Origin of the sequence: Streptomyces sp. NPDC087422 (genome assembly GCF_044744145.1) — a bacterium.
GTDB lineage: Bacteria > Actinomycetota > Actinomycetes > Streptomycetales > Streptomycetaceae > Actinacidiphila.
Genome location: NZ_JBIUXT010000001.1, coordinates 809,083 through 827,920 on the forward strand (window position 1 = coordinate 809,083; position 18,838 = coordinate 827,920).

At 70.7% G+C, this 18,838-nt stretch carries 14 protein-coding genes and 3 tRNA genes; 8 read left to right on the plus strand and 9 right to left on the minus strand.

Features of this window, described 5'->3' with window-relative positions:
• Positions 1-15 precede the first annotated feature (15 nt).
• Together ACIO6U_RS03900 and ACIO6U_RS03905 are read right to left on the minus strand one after the other, a co-directional pair.
• A complete protein-coding gene (locus tag ACIO6U_RS03900) occupies positions 16-297 on the minus strand; it encodes a DNA-binding protein (RefSeq protein ID WP_401715369.1) in 282 nt (93 codons plus the stop codon).
• Complete coding sequence (locus ACIO6U_RS03905; RefSeq protein WP_401715371.1) at positions 294-527, minus strand: helix-turn-helix domain-containing protein; 234 nt, start codon at positions 525-527, stop codon at positions 294-296. Before ACIO6U_RS03905 ends, ACIO6U_RS03900 begins: the two co-directional genes overlap by 4 nt.
• A gap of 113 nt (positions 528-640) precedes the next feature.
• Here ACIO6U_RS03905 and ACIO6U_RS03910 point away from each other — a divergent pair, with 113 nt between their 5' ends.
• Both ACIO6U_RS03910 and xerC read left to right on the plus strand, forming a co-directional pair.
• Positions 641-1,534, plus strand: coding sequence for a hypothetical protein (locus tag ACIO6U_RS03910; RefSeq protein ID WP_401715373.1), 894 nt, complete (start codon positions 641-643; stop codon positions 1,532-1,534).
• The gene (xerC, locus tag ACIO6U_RS03915; RefSeq protein ID WP_401715375.1) at positions 1,531-3,105 is read left to right on the plus strand and encodes a tyrosine recombinase XerC; all 1,575 of its coding nucleotides are present in this window, start codon (positions 1,531-1,533) and stop codon (positions 3,103-3,105) included. Before ACIO6U_RS03910 ends, xerC begins: the two co-directional genes overlap by 4 nt.
• 77 nt (positions 3,106-3,182) lie before the next feature.
• Here xerC and ACIO6U_RS03920 read toward each other — a convergent pair.
• The 3 genes from ACIO6U_RS03920 to ACIO6U_RS03930 form a co-directional block, all read right to left on the minus strand.
• A tRNA-Ile gene (locus ACIO6U_RS03920) sits at positions 3,183-3,256 on the minus strand.
• Between the two features lie 156 nt (positions 3,257-3,412).
• Positions 3,413-3,485, minus strand: a tRNA-Asn gene (locus ACIO6U_RS03925).
• 5 nt (positions 3,486-3,490) lie between these two features.
• A tRNA-Asn gene (locus ACIO6U_RS03930) sits at positions 3,491-3,563 on the minus strand.
• A gap of 210 nt (positions 3,564-3,773) precedes the next feature.
• Here ACIO6U_RS03930 and ACIO6U_RS03935 point away from each other — a divergent pair.
• The 5 genes from ACIO6U_RS03935 (at position 3,774) to ACIO6U_RS03955 (ending at position 11,540) form a co-directional block, all read left to right on the plus strand.
• The gene (locus ACIO6U_RS03935) at positions 3,774-4,073 is read left to right on the plus strand and encodes a YtxH domain-containing protein (protein WP_355344861.1); all 300 of its coding nucleotides are present in this window, start codon (positions 3,774-3,776) and stop codon (positions 4,071-4,073) included.
• Positions 4,074-4,189: 116 nt separating this feature from the next.
• Complete coding sequence (locus tag ACIO6U_RS03940; RefSeq protein WP_355344733.1) at positions 4,190-5,635, plus strand: FGGY family carbohydrate kinase; 1,446 nt, start codon at positions 4,190-4,192, stop codon at positions 5,633-5,635.
• Positions 5,636-5,823: 188 nt separating this feature from the next.
• A complete protein-coding gene (locus ACIO6U_RS03945) occupies positions 5,824-7,557 on the plus strand; it encodes an ABC transporter ATP-binding protein (protein ID WP_355344731.1) in 1,734 nt (577 codons plus the stop codon).
• A gap of 50 nt (positions 7,558-7,607) precedes the next feature.
• Positions 7,608-9,527: an ABC transporter ATP-binding protein gene (locus ACIO6U_RS03950; protein ID WP_401305024.1), complete on the plus strand. Its 1,920-nt coding sequence runs from the start codon at positions 7,608-7,610 to the stop codon at positions 9,525-9,527.
• A gap of 207 nt (positions 9,528-9,734) precedes the next feature.
• Entirely contained in the window at positions 9,735-11,540 is a 1,806-nt protein-coding gene (locus ACIO6U_RS03955; protein ID WP_391047650.1) for a phosphatidylglycerol lysyltransferase domain-containing protein, read from the plus strand.
• A 24-nt stretch (positions 11,541-11,564) separates the two neighbouring features.
• On the opposite strand, the gene ACIO6U_RS03960 is transcribed toward ACIO6U_RS03955, so the two are convergent.
• Positions 11,565-12,743 (minus strand): sigma-70 family RNA polymerase sigma factor, encoded by a 1,179-nt coding sequence (locus tag ACIO6U_RS03960; protein WP_391160217.1) that lies wholly within the window; start codon positions 12,741-12,743, stop codon positions 11,565-11,567.
• 120 nt (positions 12,744-12,863) lie between these two features.
• Complete coding sequence (gene dnaG, locus ACIO6U_RS03965; RefSeq protein ID WP_355344725.1) at positions 12,864-14,807, minus strand: DNA primase; 1,944 nt, start codon at positions 14,805-14,807, stop codon at positions 12,864-12,866.
• A 151-nt stretch (positions 14,808-14,958) separates the two neighbouring features.
• Between dnaG and ACIO6U_RS03970 the strand changes: the two genes are divergently transcribed.
• Positions 14,959-16,887: a glycoside hydrolase family 9 protein gene (locus ACIO6U_RS03970; RefSeq protein WP_401715379.1), complete on the plus strand. Its 1,929-nt coding sequence runs from the start codon at positions 14,959-14,961 to the stop codon at positions 16,885-16,887.
• 36 nt (positions 16,888-16,923) lie between these two features.
• Here ACIO6U_RS03970 and ACIO6U_RS03975 read toward each other — a convergent pair whose 3' ends face one another.
• Together ACIO6U_RS03975 and ACIO6U_RS03980 are read right to left on the minus strand one after the other, a co-directional pair.
• Positions 16,924-17,412, minus strand: a complete 489-nt coding sequence (locus ACIO6U_RS03975; RefSeq protein ID WP_355344719.1) for a GNAT family N-acetyltransferase — start codon at positions 17,410-17,412, stop codon at positions 16,924-16,926.
• A 53-nt stretch (positions 17,413-17,465) separates the two neighbouring features.
• Positions 17,466-18,728 carry an NAD(P)/FAD-dependent oxidoreductase gene (locus tag ACIO6U_RS03980; RefSeq protein WP_401715381.1) on the minus strand — a complete coding sequence of 421 codons (1,263 nt, stop codon included), beginning with the start codon at positions 18,726-18,728 and terminating at the stop codon, positions 17,466-17,468.
• Between the last annotated feature and the right edge of the window lie 110 nt (positions 18,729-18,838).

The window sequence follows — 18,838 nt, forward strand, 5'->3', positions numbered from 1 at the left end:
AGCAGTACCTGTTTCCTACTTGCTGGTGGGTGCGGGTTGCTCGACAGGCGCCCCGGGCTCGACCCCCGGGGCGTTGTCGTTTCCGTCGGGCAGGAGCCCGAGGAACTTCCAGACCTCGACCGTGCGCACGTAGCGCTTCCGTCCGAGGCGGATCACTTCCAGGGGCAGGCGCCCCTGTGCGGCTAGCTGGTAAATGGTGGAATCGGCCTGACCGGTCATGCGCCCGAAGGTGGGCAGATCGGTGAGGGCGGGCTCGTGGGCGAGGACTTCCGCGATCGACAGGGCCGCAGCCGTCATGCGGTCTCCCTGTCACGCAGGGACTCGATGAGTTCTCCGTACCGGAGTGCCTTATCTCCTCGCGGTGAACGGGTGCCCCGCTCCCACCGCCAGACGGTGGACTGGTCTACCCCGCAGGCGGAGGCGACCTCGCTGATGGATAGCCGTGCCGACTCGCGCAGGCGCCGTGCTTCACCGCTGGAGACGGCAGCACGAACCCAAGCGAGGCGCAAGATCTGTGCTTGTGCCATGCGCCGTACTCTATCCACTGCTTTGCCATTCAGTCCAGGCCCTGCGACGACTGGCTGTCCAATGGCTGGTCTCGGTCTTGCCGACCGCTTGCCGCGCCGGGCAAGATGGCCAGATGGACGAGAACCTCGCACCCCCACTGGGCTGGCGCTACGCCGCCTACCCTTGGTTCGCACGGGATGACGCACCGGACCTGCCCAGGCTCGTCAGAGTCGGGCCTGTCCTGCTGCCTGAGTTCTTTCACCTCGTCATCGCTACGCAGGATGCCTGGCTCATGGATAGCAGCGGCATCGACTGGGTGGATTCAGGCGAGTGCGCTCTCTTCTTGGACTTCCAGATTTTCGAAGGTCGAGTTGAGATGCCCCACGCCTTGACCGTCTTCGACGACCTACCGCGAGTCCTTGACCGAGTGCGAAAGGTCGTAGCACCCAGCAAATGGAAGAGACTGGGTATCCACTACATGGTTCAGTACCTGACCGATTTCATGGACGAGGGCGGGCAGCCCGATGGGGACCCTTCGACTCGCCGCTCGATCGAGAAGCGAGACCCATACGGTGCGCCCCCCAAGGCGGCCTTGGAGTGGCTTGAGCGCCTCCAGGATCAAGCCTCGGAGGCATACGCCGAGGCCCGCGAGATGTCGCCGCCCCGTCGCAAACGGACGCGGATCACGGATGAACACCTGCACGAGGTAGCGCAGGTGTACCGCATGGCAGACAATATGGGTGTACCGCCAACGCGCGAAGTGGCTAACCACTTCAAGGCTCCTCATTCCACGGCGGCCAAGTGGGTCGCGAGCGCGCGGCGGAAGAAATTTCTGCCCCCCGCAAACACGCCGCCGCAATGGGGCCCTTACGGGGAGCCATCACGAGAGAGGCTGGCAGAGGTTGATGAAGAGCTGGAGTACGCCGAAGCCAACAATCTCTCGCCACTACAGGTGAAGATGCTTGAAGAGGAACGGGCAGAACTGCGTAGAGCCTTCCAAGGGCAAGCTAACGGAGGGAAGCCATGAAGGGTTCGACGTACCGCCGCTGCTACTGCCGCGGTGACGACGGCAAGCCACTGGGCAAGGCGTGCCCGCAGCTCACGTCCAGAAGGCACGGCACCTACGCGGTGCGGCAAGAGCTGCCCAACCGCGAGGACGGAACCCGCCGGTCGTTCTCCCGCTCAGGGTACGAGACGGCGAAGGACGCGCAGGACGTCCTCGACGCCGTGCGGGCGCTGCTGGCCATCCCGGACGGCGACGACGCCGACGGGCAGGTGAAGGTCGGGGACCTGCTGGAGGATGTCTCCAAGGACACCAGGGCGCCGCTGCCGGACCTTGAGCAGACCCGGAAGCGCTTCAACCGCGGGCAGTCCCTCGTCGTGCACGTCACCGTCGGGGACTGGCTGGACGAGTGGGCGGACGCGAAGAAGACCCGGACCACCACCACGAAGGGCTACAAGTCGCACATCCGTGTGCACCTCAAGCCCGGCCTCGCCCACCACCGCCTGGACCGGCTGAGCGTGCGCGTGTGCCAGGAGTTCTTCGACGCGATCGACGACCAGAACGAGGTGATCCTCGCGGAGAACGCCGCGCGCCGCGAGCAGGTGGCGCGGGCGACGTGGGGGAAGCGGTCCCGGCCGCCAGCCTCCGAGACTGAGCGCCTGGCCGCCGAGCGGGCGAAGCTCGCGGTGATGCCGCCGTTCCGCCGGATCACCGGCCCCGCGACGAAGCAGCGGATCCGGGCGACGCTGCGGACCGCAATACAGGCGGCAATCCGGCAGCAGCTGGTCGACGACTTCAACCCGGCCAAGCACGTGGAGCTGGCGTCGGGGAAGCGGCCGAGGGCGAAGATCTGGACCGAGCAGTTCGTCGAGCAGTGGCGTGAGACGGGCCTGAAGCCGAGCCCGGTGATGGTGTGGACGCCCGCTCAGATCGGGGCGTTCCTCGACTCGGCGGTGGAGCACCGGCTGTACGCCTTCTACCACCTGGTGCTGTTCCGGGGTCTGCGCCGCGGTGAGGGGGTCGGCCTGGACTGGGTGAACGTCGACCTGGACGCGGGTGAGCTGACGGTGCACCGCGAGATCATCGTGGATGGCTGGACGCCGATCGAGGAAGACCCGAAGACCGAGGAGTCCGCGGCGACAATCGCCCTGGACTCGGTCACGGTCCTCGCGCTGCGCGAGCACAAGGCCCGCCAAGCTGCCGAGCGGGTCAAGGCAGGCGACGCGTGGACGGAGACGGGCAAGGTCTTCACGGACGAGCTGGGGGCGTGGCTGCACCCGGACAAGGTCTCCGAGGAGTTCCGGCGCCTGTACGTCGCGGCCGGGGTGCCGCCGATCAACCTGCGGGACGCACGGCACTGCGCGGCCCTGCTGATCCATGCCTCGGGCGGCGATATCCACTCGGTGAAGGAGGTGCTGCGGCACGCCACGATCCAGCTCACCTCGGACACGTACACGAGCCTCTTCAAGGACGTGGACCGGGCGCTGGCGGAGAAGGCGGCGGCGCTGGTGCCGCGGGCCCGTCAAGAAGGGACCGGGGAGATCACCCGGACGAGCGCTCACGCACCGCTCACGCAGGGGGCGTTGACGCCATGATCGCCACTCCCCGGCTGGCTCTTCGCGGAGTGCTAGCTTCGCAGCCCATGCGCGCTAGCGCGGGGCCGAACGCAGGGTGGGGCGGGTGGGACTCGAACCCACGACCGACGGATTATGAGTCCGCTGCTCTAACCGGCTGAGCTACCGCCCCGTACGGTGCGCCTCGCGCGCCGTCTGCCGCAGCATAGCTGCTCATACGATCTGTCGCCCTCGCGGGTCACAGACGCGTCATTGGGTGGACTCGCGGGGGCGGGGAGTTGGTTCCCCGGGACATGAAAAAGGACCCCAACGGGGTCCTGATCCGGCGCTCCCCCGACTGGACTCGAACCAGTAACCTGCCGGTTAACAGCCGGCTGCTCTGCCAATTGAGCTACAGGGGACCGAGCTCCCCCGACTGGACTCGAACCAGTAACCTGCCGGTTAACAGCCGGCTGCTCTGCCAATTGAGCTACAGGGGATCGCTCTGCGTGCACCGAATGCACTCGTCAGGGTGTCCCCGGACGGCGCGCGTTCGCTGCGACACATACATTAGCGCAAGTGAGGGGGTGCTCCGCCAACCAGTTGCGCCAGGGTTGTCACCCGGCTGCACAGGGTAGGCGCGCAGCACACGGCACCTTGGCCCGACTTGTCCTATGCCTGACGTGTCCGACGGAAAGAGGGTGGAGCCCATGCGCTACCGGCTGACGTTCATCAGTGGAGCCGTCGTCGGCTATGTGCTCGGCGCGCGCGCCGGGCGCGAGCGGTACGAGCAGTTGCGCAAGAGCGCGCAGCGCGTCGCGCAGAACCCGGCGGTGCGCAACGCGGCGGAGAGCGCCGCGCAGACCGGCAGGAACGCAGCGGTGAAGGCCGCGGACACGGTGACGGCGAAGGTCGGCGACCGGCTGCCGGAGTCGGTGACCGAGCGGGTGAAGGCACTGCGCGACCGCAGCGCGCCGCCCGAGGACGACTGGGGCACCTCCAACACCTGAGGAAGGGCATCCCCGCCCGCATCCCGCCCGCACCCCGCCCGTTTCTCGAACACCTGACGCAACCTGATGCACAGCTGTCACCCCGCACCCGCCCCCCGTGGGGCATCATCTCGTCCATGGGGAAAGTCGCGGGCATAGACAGCTCCACCACCGGTACGACCGTCGTCGTGTGCGACAGCGAGACCGGGGCGGTACTCAGGCAGGGCCATGCGCCGCACCCTCTGGACGACGGCGAGAAGCCGACCGAGATCGACCCGCAGGCGTGGCTGCTGTCGCTGGGCGAGGCGGCCAAGGACGGCGTCCTCGAAGGGGTGCAGGCGATAGGCATCTCCGGGCAGCAGCACGGGCTGCTGGCCCTGGACGCGGGCGGGGTGGCCGTACGCCCGGCGCTGCTGCGCGGCGACAAGCGGGCGCAGGCGCAGGCCGTGGACCTCACCGACGAACTGGGCGGGGCGGCCGGGTGGGCCGAGGCGGTCGGCTCGGTGCCGCAGGCCGCGTATCCGGTGGCGAAGCTGCGCTGGATCGCGCAGCACGAACCGCAGACGGCCACGCGCATAGCCCAGGTGATGCTCCCGCACGACTGGCTGGTGTGGCAGTTGCTGGGGCGGCCCGCGCGCCGTACGACCGACCGCGGCGACGCCTCGGGCACCGGCTACTGGTCGGCGGCCACCGGCGAGTACCGCACGGATCTGGTCGAGCGGGCGCTCGGCCACCAGGTGGCGCTCCCCGACGTACTGGCCCCCGCCGAACCCGCGGGACAGACCCCCGAGGGCCTGCTGATCTCCGCGGGCACCGGCGACAACATGGCCGCCGCCCTGGGCCTGGGCCTCGGCCCCGGCGACGCGGTGGTCTCCCTGGGCGCGGCGGGCACCGTCTTCGCCGTGCACCACGAGGCGCTGAAGGACCCGACGGGTACGGTCACCGCCTTCGCCGACGCGACCGGCCGCCATCTGCCGGTGGTGCAGGTGCGCAACGCCGTCCGTACGCTGCGCGGCACCGCCGATCTGCTGGGCACCGACCTGGCCGGGCTGTCCGAGTTGGCGCTCCAGTCCACGCCCGGCGCGTACGGACTGGTGCTGCTGCCGTATCTGGAGGGCGAGCGGACGCCCGATCTGCCGCACACCGCGGGGACGCTGGCCGGGCTGCGGCGCGACTCGATGAAGCCGGAGCACCTGGCGCGGGCCGCCTTCGAGGGCATGCTGTGCGGGCTGACGGACGCGCTGGACGTGCTGCGCAACAAGGGCGTCGAGGTGCGCCGGGTGTTCCTGCTGGGCGCGGCGGGCGAGCTGCCCGCGGTGCGCGCCATCGCGCCCGCGCTGTTCGGCACGCAGGTCGTCGTACCGCCGGCCGCCGAGTACGCGGCGCTGGGCGCGGCGCGGCAGGCCGCCTGGTCGCTGGGCGCGGTGCTCGGCTCGCAGTCGCAGACCGAGCCGCCGCCGTGGGCCGAGGCGGCCACGCAACTGCTGGAGCCGGGCGACGACTCGGCCGTGGGGTCAGCGGTGCGTCAGCAGTACGTCGCGGTGCGCGAGCAGACTCACCCGGGGGCCTTTGCCTCGCTTTAATCCCATGCGGCCCGACGGTGTCGGAAGATAAGATCCTCCGCCGATCAAGACGGGCAAAGGGCGGGCAAAGCTCGGCGGGCCGGGGCAACGTCCCCTCCCCCGCGCTGCGTCTCCGTACGCGCCTTCCGCCGCCTGCGTACGTCCCGCCGGGTACGCGGCGCCCGTACCGCCGACACCGAGGTTTCAGTGTGCTGATCAGACTCCTGCGGGCCCACCTGGGCCCGTACAAGCGACCCATCGGTCTCTTGGTACTGCTCCAACTCGTCCAGACCATAGCCACGCTCTACCTGCCCACGCTCAACGCCGACATCATCGACAACGGAGTGGTGAAGGGCGACACCGGCTACATCGTGGGGCTGGGCGGCGTCATGATCGGGGTGACCGTCGTCCAGGTCTGCTGCGCGATCGGCGCGGTCTTCTTCGGCGCCCGGACCTCGATGGCGGTCGGCCGTGACATCCGCGCGTCGGTCTTCGACCGGGTGCAGAGCTTCTCGGCCCGCGAGGTCGGGCAGTTCGGGGCGCCGTCGCTGATCACCCGCACCACCAATGACGTGCAGCAGGTGCAGATGCTGGTGCTGCTGACGTTCACGCTGATGGTGTCCGCGCCGATCATGTGCGTCGGCGGCATCATCATGGCGCTCGGCCAGGACGTGCCGCTGTCGTCTCTGCTGCTGGCCGTGGTGCCGCTGCTCGGCATCGTGATCAGCCTGATCATCCGCAGGATGCGCCCGCTGTTCCGCACGATGCAGACCCGCGTGGACACCGTGAACCGGGTGCTGCGCGAGCAGATCACCGGCATCCGCGTGATCCGCGCCTTCGTCAAGGACGACTACGAGCAGCGCCGCTTCGCCGAGGCCAACGACAGTCTGACCGATGTGTCGCTGGCCACCGGAAAGCTGATGGCGCTGATGTTCCCGCTGGTGATGGGTGTGGTGAACATCTCCAGCGTCGCCGTGCTGTGGTTCGGCGCGCACCGCATCGACAGCGGCGGGATGCAGATCGGCGCCCTGACGGCGTTCCTGAGCTATCTGATGCAGATCCTGATGTCGGTCATGATGGCCACCTTCATGTTCATGATGGTGCCGCGCGCCGAGGTCTGCGCCGAGCGCATCGAGGAGGTGCTGGGCACCGAGTCCAGCGTCGTCCCGCCGACCGCGCCCGTGCTGACCCTGCGCCGCCACGGCGACCTGGAGCTGACCGGCGTGGAGTTCGCCTACCCCGGCGCGGAGGCGGCCGTCCTGCGCGGGGTCGACCTGGTCGCCAGGCCCGGTGAGGTGACCGCGATCATCGGCTCCACCGGCAGCGGCAAGTCGACGCTGCTCGGCCTGATCCCGCGGCTGTACGACGCGACCGGCGGCCGGGTGCTGGTCGACGGCGAGGACGTCGCGGAGCTGGCCCCCGCGCTGCTGGCCGAGACCGTCGGCCTCGTACCGCAGAAGCCGTATCTGTTCTCCGGCACCGTCGCGACCAACCTGCGGTACGGCAAACCGGACGCCACCGACGAGGAGCTGTGGCACGCGCTGGAGGTGGCGCAGGCCAAGGACTTCGTGGAGCGGCTCGACGGCGGGCTCGACGCGCCCATCGCGCAGGGCGGCAGCAATGTCTCCGGCGGGCAGCGGCAGCGCCTGGCCATCGCGCGGGTCCTGGTCCGCAAGCCGGAGATCTACCTCTTCGACGACTCCTTCTCGGCGCTGGACTACGCGACGGACGCGGCGCTGCGCCGCGCGCTGCTGCACGAGACCGCCGCCGCGACCGTGCTGATCGTCGCCCAGCGGGTGTCCACCATCCGTGACGCGGACCGGATCGTCGTCCTGGACGAGGGCCGGGTCGTCGGCACCGGCACGCACACCGAGCTGATGACCGACAACGAGACCTACCGGGAGATCGTCCTGTCCCAGCTCACGGAAGCCGAGGCCGCCTGATGAGCGACGACGAGCACAAGCCCGCCGCCGCGCAGCGCCCGCCGCGGCCGATGGGCGGGCCCGCGCGCTTCATGAGCGGCGGCCCGGTCGAGAAGCCGATGGACTTCGGCGGGTCGCTGAAGCGGCTGCTGGGTCTGATGCGTCCCGACCGTTTCCTGCTCTGCCTGGTGCTGGTCCTCGGCACGGCGAGCGTCGCGCTCGCGGTGACCGGACCGCGCATCCTCGGTCACGCCACCGACCTGATCTTCGCCGGGGTGATCGGACGGCGGTTCCCCGGCGGCACCAAGCAGCAGGCGCTCGACGCGCTGCGCGCGCACGGTGACGGCCGGGTCGCCGACATGCTCAAGGGCATCGGTTTCACGCCGGGCCAGGGCATGGACTTCGACGCCATCGGCAAGGTACTGCTGGTGGTCCTCGCGGTGTACGTGGCCGCGGCCGTCTTCAGCGTCTTCCAGATGCGCACCGCGACCAAGGTGATCAACCGGGCGATGTTCCGGATGCGCTCCGACGTCGAGGACAAGCTGGCGAAGCTGCCGCTGTCGTACTTCGACCGGCAGCCGCGCGGCGAGGTGCTGAGCCGGGCCACCAACGACATCGACAACATCGGCCAGACGATGCAGCAGACCATGGGCCAGCTGGTGAACTCGCTGCTGACCATCGTGGGCGTGCTGGCCATGATGTTCTGGATCTCCTGGCTGCTGGCGCTGATCGCGCTGGTCACCGTGCCGGTGACGCTGCTGGTGGCCACGCGGGTGGGCAAGCGCGCGCAGCCGCAGTTCATCCAGCAGTGGAAGACCACCGGCAAGCTCAACGCGCACATCGAGGAGATGTACACCGGCCACTCGCTGGTGAAGGTCTTCGGGCGCGCGGAGGAGTCGGCGGCGGCCTTCGAGGAGCAGAACGAGGCGCTGTACCGCTCGGGCTTCAAGGCGCAGTTCATCTCCGGCACGATCCAGCCGATGATGATGTTCATCGGCAATCTGAACTACGTGCTGGTGGCCGTCGTCGGTGGCCTGCGGGTCGCGTCGGGCGCGCTGTCCATCGGTGACGTCCAGGCGTTCGTGCAGTACTCGCGGCAGTTCAGCCAGCCGCTGACGCAGGTGGCGAGCATGTCGAACCTGATCCAGTCCGGCATCGCGTCGGCCGAGCGGGTCTTCGAACTCCTCGACGCCGAGGAGCAGTCGGCGGAGCCGGCGAAGCGGGACGTCCCCCGGGTGCCGGTGCGGGGCCGGGTAGCGCTGGAGGACGTGAGCTTCCGCTACGACCCGGACAAGCCGCTGATCGACCACCTGTCGCTGAAGGTGGAGCCGGGCCACACCGTCGCGATCGTCGGCCCGACCGGCGCGGGCAAGACCACGCTGGTCAATCTGCTGATGCGGTTCTACGAGGTGTCCGGCGGCCGGATCACCCTGGACGGCACCGATGTGGCCACGCTCTCCCGCGAGGAGCTGCGCTCCTCGATCGGCATGGTCCTCCAGGACACCTGGCTGTTCGGCGGCACGATCGCGGAGAACATCGGCTACGGCAGCGAGGGGGCGACCGCCGGGCAGATCGAGGAGGCGGCGCGCGCCGCGCACGCGGACCGCTTCATCCGCACGCTGCCCGAGGGCTACGACACGGTGATCGACGACGAGGGCGCGGGGGTCAGCGCGGGTGAGAAACAACTCATCACCATCGCGCGGGCGTTCCTGTCCGATCCGACGATCCTGGTACTGGACGAGGCGACCAGCTCCGTCGACACCCGTACCGAGGTGCTGATCCAGCGGGCGATGGCCAAGCTCAGCCACGGCCGTACCAGCTTCGTGATCGCGCACCGGCTGTCCACGATCCGCGACGCCGACGTCATCTTGGTGATGGAGTCCGGCGCGATCGTCGAACAGGGCACGCACGAGGAGCTGTTGGCGGCCAAGGGCGCGTACGCGCGGCTGTACGCGGCGCAGTTCGCGCAGGCCGTGGCGGAGGTCGACTGAGGTACGAGGGCCGGCCGGGACGGGTGTTCCGTCCCGGCCGACCGGCCGGAGCGGGGGGCCGGAAAACCCGAGGAGCCAGCGGGTACGGCGGCGCGCGGCGTTGGTAGCCTGTGCCGCCGTACCTCCGGAAGGGCAGAAGTGATGAGCAGCGCCACCACCGCGGCGTCGGTCGCGGGTACCGGCACGCGGGCGGGTACGAGTACCCGTATGGGTACGAGCACGGATTCGGGTACGGGTACGAGTACGGCCGAGGGGCCGCGGCAGGGGCGACCGGGCGGTTCCGACCCGGTGCGCTGCCCCGCGCGGCGCGAGACCTCGACGCTGGCGCGGCGCAGCGCGCGGGTGCCGATCTGGTATCTGCGGGTGATCGGCGTCGTCGATCTGCTGTCCGCCGTCTCCCTGACGATCCGTCAGGAGATGTCGAACCACAACACCGGTGAGCTGTTCACGCCGTTCATGCTCTTCGCGGGCTTCGGCTCGGCCGCCGCGACGCTCTTCATGGCCATGATGCTGGCCCGCCACAAGCGCGTGGCCTGGATCGTCTTCATGGCGCTGTGCGGCGGCTACGCGGCCCTGTCGGTGTGGGCGCTGTGCTACGACGACCTGCGACGGCACCCGTTCAACTGGGTCTCCACCGCGCTCACTTTGACCGTGCTGTGCTTCGGCGCGCTCGGCCGCCGCGAATTCCACGGCAAGGGCGACCGCACCAACCCGCAGCTCGCGCTCGCCGTCCTCGGCGTCGGCGCGCTGCTGTCGGTCCTGGTCGGCACCACCCTGGTCACGGCCGTCGGCCCGGAGCGCGCCAGCGTCGGCGACCGCGTCTGGTACGTGGCGCTGCGGCTGACGACGCTGAGCCGCGACTCCGACATCGAGCCGAATCTGCACATCAGCCCGTGGGTCAGCAGCGGCCTCAACCTGGCGGGCCTCGGCCTGCTGCTCGCCGTGCTCTACGCGCTCTTCCGCTCCCCGCGCGGCCGGGACCTCCAGAGCCGCGACGACGAGGACCGGCTGCGCGAACTGCTCGCCCGGCACGGCGCCCGCGACTCGCTCGGCTACTTCGCGCTGCGCCGCGACAAGTCCGTCATCTTCTCGCCCAGCGGCAAGGCCGCCGTCGCCTACCGCGTGGTCGGCGGTGTGGCCCTGGCCTCCGGCGACCCGATCGGCGACGTCGAGGCATGGCCGGGCGCCATCGACGCCTGGCTGGTGGAGACCCGCGACCATGCCTGGATCCCCGCGGTGATGGGCGCCAGCGAGGAGGGCGGCACCGTCTACGCCCGGCACGGCCTGGACGCGCTGGAACTGGGCGACGAAGCCATCGTGGAGACCGACGAGTTCACCCTGGACGGCCGGGCGATGCGCGGCGTGCGGCAGGCGTACAACCGGGTGCGGCGCGCCGGTTACACCACCCGTATCCGGCGGCACCGCGACATCCCGGCCGACGAGACGGCCGCGCTGATCGAGGCGGCGGACCGCTGGCGGGACGGCGCCACCGAGCGCGGCTTCTCGATGGCGCTCGGCAGGCTCGGCGACCCGGCCGACGGCGACTGCGTGATGATCGAATGCCTCGACGGCGAGGGCGAGTTGAAGGCGCTGCTCAGCTTCGTGCCGTGGGGCCCGAAGGGGCTGTCGCTGGACTTGATGCGGCGCGACCGGGACAGCGAGAACGGCCTGGTCGAGTTCATGGTCCTCGACCTGATCGAACGCGCCGCCGACGTCGGCGTGGAGCGGGTGTCGCTCAACTTCGCGATGTTCCGGTCGGTGTTCGAGGACGGCGCCCGGCTGGGCGCGGGCCCGGTGCTGCGGCTGTGGCGCTCGGCCCTGATGTTCTTCTCCCGCTGGTGGCAACTGGAGTCGCTGTACCGCGCGAACGCCAAGTACCGGCCCATCTGGGAGCCGCGCTTCCTGCTCTTCGCCAAGAGCGCGCATCTGCCGCGGATCGGGCTGGCGAGCGCGCGCGCCGAGGGGTTCGTGGTGGCGCCGAGGCCGCTGGCGCGGCTGCGCAGGGACGGCTAGGGCCTGAGGGGGGCTCCGGGGGTCTCAGTCGAGGTAGCCGCGGAGCTGGTCGGCGAAGGCGTGGTCGCGGAGCTTGTTGAGGGTCTTGGACTCGATCTGGCGGATGCGTTCGCGGGTCACGCCGAAGATGCGGCCGATCTCCTCCAGGGTGCGGGGGCGGCCGTCGGCGAGGCCGTAGCGGAGCTGGACGACCTTGCGCTCGCGCTCGCCGAGCGTGGACAGCACCGCTTCCAGGTGCTCGCGCAGCAGCAGGAAGGCCGCGGACTCCACGGGCGAGGCGGCGTCGCCGTCCTCGATGAGGTCGCCGAGCGCGACGTCCTCCTCCTCGCCGACCGGCGCGTGCAGCGACACCGGCTCCTGGGCCAGCCGCAGCACCTCGCTGACCCGCTCCTCCGGCAGGTCGAGCTGGGCGGCGACCTCCTCGGTGCTCGGCTCGTAGCCGCGCTCCTGGAGCAGCCGCCGCTGCACCCGCACCACCCGGTTGATCAGCTCCACCACGTGCACGGGGACCCGTATCGTCCTGGCCTGGTCGGCCAGCGCCCGCGACATCGCCTGGCGGATCCACCAGGTCGCGTACGTCGAGAACTTGTAGCCGCGCGCGTAGTCGAACTTCTCCACCGCCCGGATCAGCCCGAGATTGCCCTCCTGGACCAGGTCGAGCATGGTCAGGCCGCGGCCGATGTACCGCTTGGCGACCGAGACGACCAGCCGCAGATTGGCCTCGATGAGGCGGCGCTTGGCCATCCGGCCGAGCACCACCAGGCGGTCGAGGTCGACGGCGAGCTGCGAGTCCAGGTCGGGGAAGGCGCCGAGCTTCTCCTCGGCGAAGAGTCCGGCCTCCACCCGGCGGGCCAGGTCCACCTCTTCGGCCGCCGTGAGCAGCGGGATACGGCCGATCTCGCGCAGATACTGCCGGAAGAGGTCGGCGGACGGGCCCGCGGACTCCTCGCGCGGCGGCCGTACCGGCACCGCGTCCTCGTCGTCCCGCTCGTCGGTGACCACGCGTTGCTCCGGCACCCGCGACCCCGTGAGGTTCCCTGGCGGTTCCGCCTGGGGCTCCATCGCCACCACCTCGGCCGCGGTCGTGAGGGTCTGGATCTGGGTGTGGATCTGGGTCTGGGTCTGCACGGAAGCGACCTCCAGAAGTGAGCGCGTCCTCGGGCTCGCAGCGCGTCTTGCCGGACAGGCCCTGGGCGCCGTCACCCAGTGTGGCCCACGACGCGGCTCCGCTACGAGGGGCGTGCGCTCCCTTTTTCACACAAGGTCACCGCTCAGGTCCGTGCGGTGACGCAAGGCATATGCCCGGGCGTACGCCCGCGGCGGCTACAGCCCCGCCGCGCCCTGTTCGCGCAGCCGCTGGCCGTACTGCTGGAGCGCCCACAGCTCGCCCAGCGACGCGGTGACCTCGGGCGAGTCCTGCGGGACGCCCTGGGCGGCGAACCGCGCCTGCGTGGCGTGCACCTGGGCCACGCGCCGCTCCACCGCGTTGATCCGCACCCGGACCAGCACCTCGCCCGCGTAGAACTCGGGCGACTTGTGCATCACCGGCTCGACGGCCAGTTCGGTGACCATCATCCGTACGGTGTCGTCGGGCGCGGCCTCGCGGACCCGTACGAGATAGTCGCCGTCGGCCGCCTCGACGCCGCCCGCCTCGGCGATCACCCGGCGCACGGCGGCGTAGGGCGGTCCGGTGAACTCGTCCTCGCCGTACGCGTCGAAGGCCGGGGAGACCAGCTTCGGGTACTGGAGGGCGAGCTTGAGCAGCTCGCGCTCGACGCGGTGGGCGGGGCTGCGCAGGTCCAGGCGGGGGCCGCGCGGCGCGTTCTGCGCGGGGACGCCGGAGGACTGCCGGTCGCCGCCCGCGTACGGACCGCCCTGGCCCTGGCGGCCGTACTGCGGGCGGTTGTCGGTGCTGCCGCCGCCCGCCGCGCGGGCCCTGGCCATCGCGCGGACCCGGCGGATGATCGACTGTTCCTCGGACTGCGTGCCGATCCCGGCCATGCCGACCAGCCGGATCGCGTAACGGTCCCGCAGTGCCTGGTTCTTGATCGCGGCGACCACGGCGACCCCCGCGTCCACGGCCGCCACCCGGCCCTCGTCGGTGTCCAGGTTGTAGCGGGACACGATGGAGCGCAGCGCGAAGGCGAACAGCGGGGTGCGGCCGTCGATCAGTCGCTGGATGGCCGCGTCGCCCTCGGCGAGCCGCAGTTCGCACGGGTCCATCCCGCCGGGCGTGATCGCGATCGACGTCTCGGCGGCGAATTTCTGGTCGTCCTCGAAGGCCCGCAGCGCGGCCTTCTGGCCCGCCTCGTCGCCGTCGAAGGTGAAGACCACCTCGGCGGTCGAATTGTCCATCAGCAGCCGGCGCAGGATCTTGATGTGGTCGCCGCCGAAGGAGGTGCCGCAGGTGGCGATGGCCGTGGTGACCCCGGCGAGATGGCAGGCCATCACGTCGGTGTACCCCTCGACGACCACCGCCCGCCCGGTCTTGGCGATCTCCTTCTTGGCCAGGTCGATGCCGTACAGCACCTGGGACTTCTTGTAGAGCGGCGTCTCGGAGGTGTTCAGGTACTTCGGGCCCTGGTCGTCCTCGCGCAGCTTGCGCGCGCCGAAGCCGATCACCTCGCCGGTGATGTCCCGGATCGGCCAGATCAGTCGCCCCCTGAAGCGGTCGATCGCCCCGCCCCTGCGGCTCTCGGAGGCCAGCCCCGCGGTGATCAGCTCCTTGTCGGTGAAGCCCTTCCCCCGCAGATACCGCACCAGGTGGTCCCACCCGGCGGGCGCGTACCCCACCCCGAAGTGCTCCGCCGCCGCCTGGTCGAAGCCGCGCTCGGCCAGGAACCTCCGGCCGATCTCCGCCTCCGCCCCGCCCAGTTGCTCCACATAGAACTGCGCGGCGGCCTTGTGGGCCTCGACCAGCCGGATCCGCTCGCCCTGCTGCCGCCCGGGGACATGGCTGCCCTCCTCGTACCGCAGCGTGATCCCGGCCTGCCCGGCCAAGCGCTCGACGGCCTCGGTGAACGACAGATGGTCGAGCTTCATGACGAACGCGAGGGTGTCCCCGCCTTCCCCGCAGCCGAAGCAGTGGTAGAGGCCCTTGGAGGGGCTGACCTGGAAGGAGGGGGATTTCTCGTCGTGGAAGGGGCACAGGCCCTTGAGATTGCCGCCGCCGGCGTTTTTGAGCTGGAGGTATTCGGAGACGACGGCGTCGATCGGGACCGCGTCCCGTACCGCCTTCACGTCTTCGTCTCTGATCCTGCCCGCCACTCGCGCAAGTCTACGGCGCTGGTGGGACAGCGGAGCGCCGGGCGGTGGGTGGCGACGAAGGTCTTGACCCGGGCGGGGGTGAGGACTAGCTTCGCCAATCGTTAGGAACCTTTCCTATTGGGGTTCCGAAGTCGTGGGGAGACACAGCCGCATGCCCGAGCTTCGCAGAAGGCCGCTCCGCAGATGGACCACCGCCGCGGCGACGGCTGTCACCGCGACCGCCGTGCTGGCGGCGCTGTCGCTGGCGGGCGGCGCGGACACCGCCCAGGCCGCGACCACCGGCGAGGTCCGGGTGAACCAGGTCGGCTACGCGGGAAGCGGCGCCAAAGAAGCGTTCCTGCTGGCCAAGAGCGCGGTCGGCGAGGCGTCGTGGAAGCTGGTAGGCCGCGGCGGCCGGGTCGTCGCGCACGGCAGCACGGGGGCGAGCCTGGGCCGCTGGAACAGCGCGTATCCGGCCGTCTACCTGATCGACTTCAGCGCGGTGCGCACGCCCGGCACCTACCGGCTGGTGGTCGGCGGCACCGCCACCGCCTCCTCCCCCGCCTTCACCATCGGCTCGGCGAAGGCCGTCTTCGGCCGTCCCGCCGCCGACGCCACCGCCTTCTTCCAGGCCCAGCGCGACGGCGCGAGGACGATCCCCGGGCAGCTGCGGCGCAAGCCGTCGCATCTCAACGACGCGCACGCCGCCGTCTACGCGTGGCCGTCGTTCACCGACCCCGACGGCGACACGGTCAAGGCCGCCCCGAAGAAGATCGCGGGCGCGGCCCCGGTGGACGTCTCCGGCGGCTGGTTCGACGCGGGCGACTACCTGAAGTTCACCGAGACCACTTCGTACGCCGTCGCCGCGCTCCAGATCGCCGCCCGGCAGACCGGCGCGGGCCCGGCGTCGGCTCTCGGCGGCGAGGCGCAGCACGGCCTGGACTGGCTCGACAAGATGTGGGACGGCACAACGAAGACGCTGTACATCCAGGTCGGCCTCGGCTCCGGTACGGACAGCGGCAGCGTCGTCGGCGACCACGACGTGTGGCGGCTGCCGGAGAAGGACGACAAGGACTCCGCGCACCCGTTCCTGAAGAACCGCCCGGTGTTCAGGGCGGGCGCCCCCGGCGCGAAGCTCAGCCCCAACCAGGCGGGCCGGCTCGCCGCCGACTTCGCGCTCGCCGCCCAGCGGTACGCGGCCACCGCGCCCGCCAAGGCCCGCGCGTATCTGAACACCGCGGCGCAGATCTACGGCCTGGCCGACACGCGCCCTGGCACGCTCGTCACCACCGTGCCGTACGGCTACTACCCCGAGACGAGCTGGAAGGACGATCTGGCCTTCGGCGGGGCCGAGTTGGCGCTGGCGGCGCAGCGGCTGCACGACCGGCGCGGCGCGGACTGGCTGAAGCAGGCGGCGAGTTGGGCGAAGGCGCACCAGAGCGAGGCGGGCGCGGACACGCTGAACATGTACGACACCAGCGCGCTCGCCGACCTCGACCTGGCGCGGGCGATCAGGGCGGCCGGGCACCCGCGCGGCCTCGCGGTGACGTACGCCGACCTGGTCGGTTACGTGAAGGGCCAGATCGCCGCCGGGCAACGGCGGGCGGCGGCTGACCCGTTCCACGCGGGCGCGGTCTACGACGACTTCGACGCGGACTCGCACACGCTGGGTCTCGCGGCCACCACGCGGCTGTACCGCTCGGTGACCGGCGACACCTCGTTCGACCGCTTCGCGGTGCAGCAACTCGACTGGCTGCTGGGGGCGAACGCCTGGGGCACGTCCTTCATGGTCGGCCAGGGGCAGACCTTCCCGCGCTGCACGGCCGGCGAGTTGGGCAACCTCGCGGGGAGCCTGACCGGTTCACGACCCCTGGAGGTGGGCGCGATCGTCAACGGGCCCAACGGCGCGGAGCAGTTCAGCGACGGCCTCGGCGACTACCTGGACGGCATGCGGCCGTGCCCGCCCGGCGGCGCGGACCCGTACAGCGCCTTCAACGGGCGCGGCAGCCGGTACGTGGACGACGTGCGGTCGTGGCAGAGCTCGGAGCCGGCGCTGGACATGGACGCGTCGGGGCTGCTGGCCTTCTACCTGTCGAAGTAGCGTTCGGGGACAGGCGGAGAGGCGCTGGGCGACGGCCTACGCGGGACCCCGCGCGAGGTCCTTGGTGACGAACACGTAGTGCGGGCCGATCGGTTCCACGACGAATTCCTCGCCGATCGCCGTGAAGCCGAAGTGCTCGTAGAAACCGGCGGCGGACGTACGGCCGTTGCACCAGGCCAGTTCGGCGCCGCGGGCCGCGGCCTCGCGCAGGCCCGCGATCAGGGCCGCGCCGCCGAACCCCTGGCCGCGGACCTCGGGCGCGCTGCCCATGCCGCGGAAGCGGTACGCGGACGCCCCGGCCGTATCCGCGTCCGCGAGGGCGTCGTCCCCCGACAGCGGCTCGGGGAAGAAGGTGGCGCAGCCCCGTACCGCGCCTTCCTCGTCGTAGGCGGCGATGTGGAACGTGCCGTCGCGCGAGTCCTCCGGATAGACGGCGGTCTCGCGCGGCAGGCCGGTCCGCAGCACCGCCCAGCGCAGGGCGAAGATCTCCTCGACGGGCACGACGGCGGTACGGGTGACGGGCACGGCGGGGTGTCCCTTCCTGGTCGGTCCGGCCGGTCCAGGAAGGAAGCTCCTGGTCAGTCCAGGAACGAGGTTAGTGGCACCGCCGGATCGGACAGCCGCTCGGGGTCGACCGCGCGGCCGGAGCGGATGAGCTGCTGGATCGGCTCGGTGACGTCCCACACATTGACGTTCATCCCCGCCAGCACCCGCCCCTCGTTCAGCCAGAAGGCGATGAACTGCCGCTTGCCCACATCGCCGCGGCACACCACCTGGTCGTACGAGCCGGGCGCCGCGTTCCCCGAGAACTCCATGCCCAGGTCGTACTGGTCGGAGAAAAAGTACGGAACCCGGTCGTACGACACCGGGCGGCCGAGCATGGCGCGGGCCGCGGCGGGGCCGCCGTTCAGCGCGTTCGCCCAGTGCTCGACGCGCAACCTGCCGCCGAGCAGCGGGTGTTCGGCGTTGGCGACGTCGCCCGCGGCGAAGATGTCGGGGTTCGAGGTGCGCAGCGAGGCGTCCACGGCGATGCCGCCGCCCTCGGCCGGGTCGACCAGGTCGAGTCCCGCGCTCTCGGCCAGCGCGGTGCGCGGGGCGGCACCGATCGCGGCGAGCACGTCGTGCGCCGGGTGCTCCTCGCCGTCGTCGGTGAGGGCGGCGAGCACCATGCCGTCCTGGCCGGTGATCTCGGTGAGCCGGGCGCCGAAGTGGAAGCGGACGCCGTGCTCGGCGTGCAGGTCGGTGAAGACCGCGCCCAGTTCGGGGCCGAGCACCGAGTGCAGCGGGGTCGGCGCGGACTCCACGACGGTGACCTCGGCGCCGTAGCCGCGGGCCGCGGCGGCGACCTCCAGGCCGATCCAGCCCGCGCCCGCCACCACCAGGTGGCCGTTCTCCCGGCCGAGGCTGGTCAGCACGTGCTTGAGCCGGTCGGCGTGCGCGAGCCTGCGCAGGTGGTGCACCCCGGCCAGGTCGGTGCCCGGGATGTCCAAGCGGCGCGGCTCGGAGCCGGTGGCGAGCAGCAGCTTGTCGTACATCAGGGTCGTGCCGTCGCCGAGGCGGACGAATTTGGCGGCCGGGTCCAAGTGCACGACCGGCTGGCCCAGGTGCAGCTCGATGTCGTGCTCGGCGTACCAGGAGGCGCTCTGCACGAAGACCGAGTCGCGCTTGTCGGCGCCGGTCAGATAGCCCTTGGACAGGGGCGGGCGTTCATAGGGGTGGTCGCGCTCGTCGCCGATCAGTATCACCCGGCCGGTGAAACCCTCGGCCCGGAGCGTTTCGGCCGCCTTCGCCCCGGCGAGCCCTGCTCCGACGATCACGAAGGTTTCGTGTGCGTCCACCACGGTGGCCCTCCAGGCGGGTCGGCGATCGGTACGTGTGCGAGCGTACGTGTACGTGTCGTGCGGTGCTGCGTGCGTGGTGCTTGTGCGTGGTGCTTGTGCGTTCTGTTCGT

Excerpts from the sequence above, each read along its gene's own strand:
- ACIO6U_RS03905 (WP_401715371.1), bottom strand. The coding sequence starts at position 527 with ATGGCACAAGCACAGATCTTGCGCCTCGCTTGGGTTCGTGCTGCCGTC.
- ACIO6U_RS03935 (WP_355344861.1), top strand. The coding sequence starts at position 3,774 with ATGCGCTACCGGCTGACGTTCATCAGTGGAGCCGTCGTCGGCTATGTG.
- ACIO6U_RS03900 (WP_401715369.1), bottom strand. The coding sequence starts at position 297 with ATGACGGCTGCGGCCCTGTCGATCGCGGAAGTCCTCGCCCACGAGCCC.
- ACIO6U_RS03950 (WP_401305024.1), top strand. The coding sequence starts at position 7,608 with ATGGGCGGGCCCGCGCGCTTCATGAGCGGCGGCCCGGTCGAGAAGCCG.
- ACIO6U_RS03940 (WP_355344733.1), top strand. The coding sequence starts at position 4,190 with ATGGGGAAAGTCGCGGGCATAGACAGCTCCACCACCGGTACGACCGTC.
- ACIO6U_RS03910 (WP_401715373.1), top strand. The coding sequence starts at position 641 with ATGGACGAGAACCTCGCACCCCCACTGGGCTGGCGCTACGCCGCCTAC.
- ACIO6U_RS03970 (WP_401715379.1), top strand. The coding sequence starts at position 14,959 with ATGCCCGAGCTTCGCAGAAGGCCGCTCCGCAGATGGACCACCGCCGCG.
- ACIO6U_RS03955 (WP_391047650.1), top strand. The coding sequence starts at position 9,735 with ATGGGTACGAGCACGGATTCGGGTACGGGTACGAGTACGGCCGAGGGG.
- xerC (WP_401715375.1), top strand. The coding sequence starts at position 1,531 with ATGAAGGGTTCGACGTACCGCCGCTGCTACTGCCGCGGTGACGACGGC.